This is a genomic window from Shewanella sp. T24-MNA-CIBAN-0130 (assembly GCF_040310185.1).
GTDB classification, from domain to species: Bacteria; Pseudomonadota; Gammaproteobacteria; order Enterobacterales; family Shewanellaceae; genus Shewanella; species Shewanella psychromarinicola.
Genome location: NZ_JBEOPP010000398.1, coordinates 1 through 259 on the forward strand (window position 1 = coordinate 1; position 259 = coordinate 259).

General features: G+C 67.6%; 1 protein-coding gene. It reads right to left on the reverse strand.

The window, feature by feature from the left end; all coding sequences use genetic code 11:
* Nucleotides 1-259, reverse strand: a 259-nt coding sequence (locus AAEZ02_RS22870; RefSeq protein ID WP_351125405.1) for a chloride channel protein, incomplete at both ends; no start/stop codon positions are given.

Below are 259 nucleotides of genomic sequence, written 5' to 3' on the forward strand. Positions count from 1 at the left end.
CGGAGAAGCTGCGGGTCAGCTCCTCGATCGCGAACACGATGCCGGCGAGCGGCGTATTGAATGCGGCCGACAGCCCGGCCGCCGCGCCGGCCAGCACCAGCTGGCGTTCGATCTGCGCGTTCGAGCGCGGGTAGAAGCGCCGCAGGTTGAACATCAGCGCCGCGCCGACCTGTACCGTCGGCCCTTCGCGACCGATCGTGAAGCCGCCGAGGATGCCGAGGAACGAGATCAGTATCTTGCCGAACAGGATGCGCAGCGT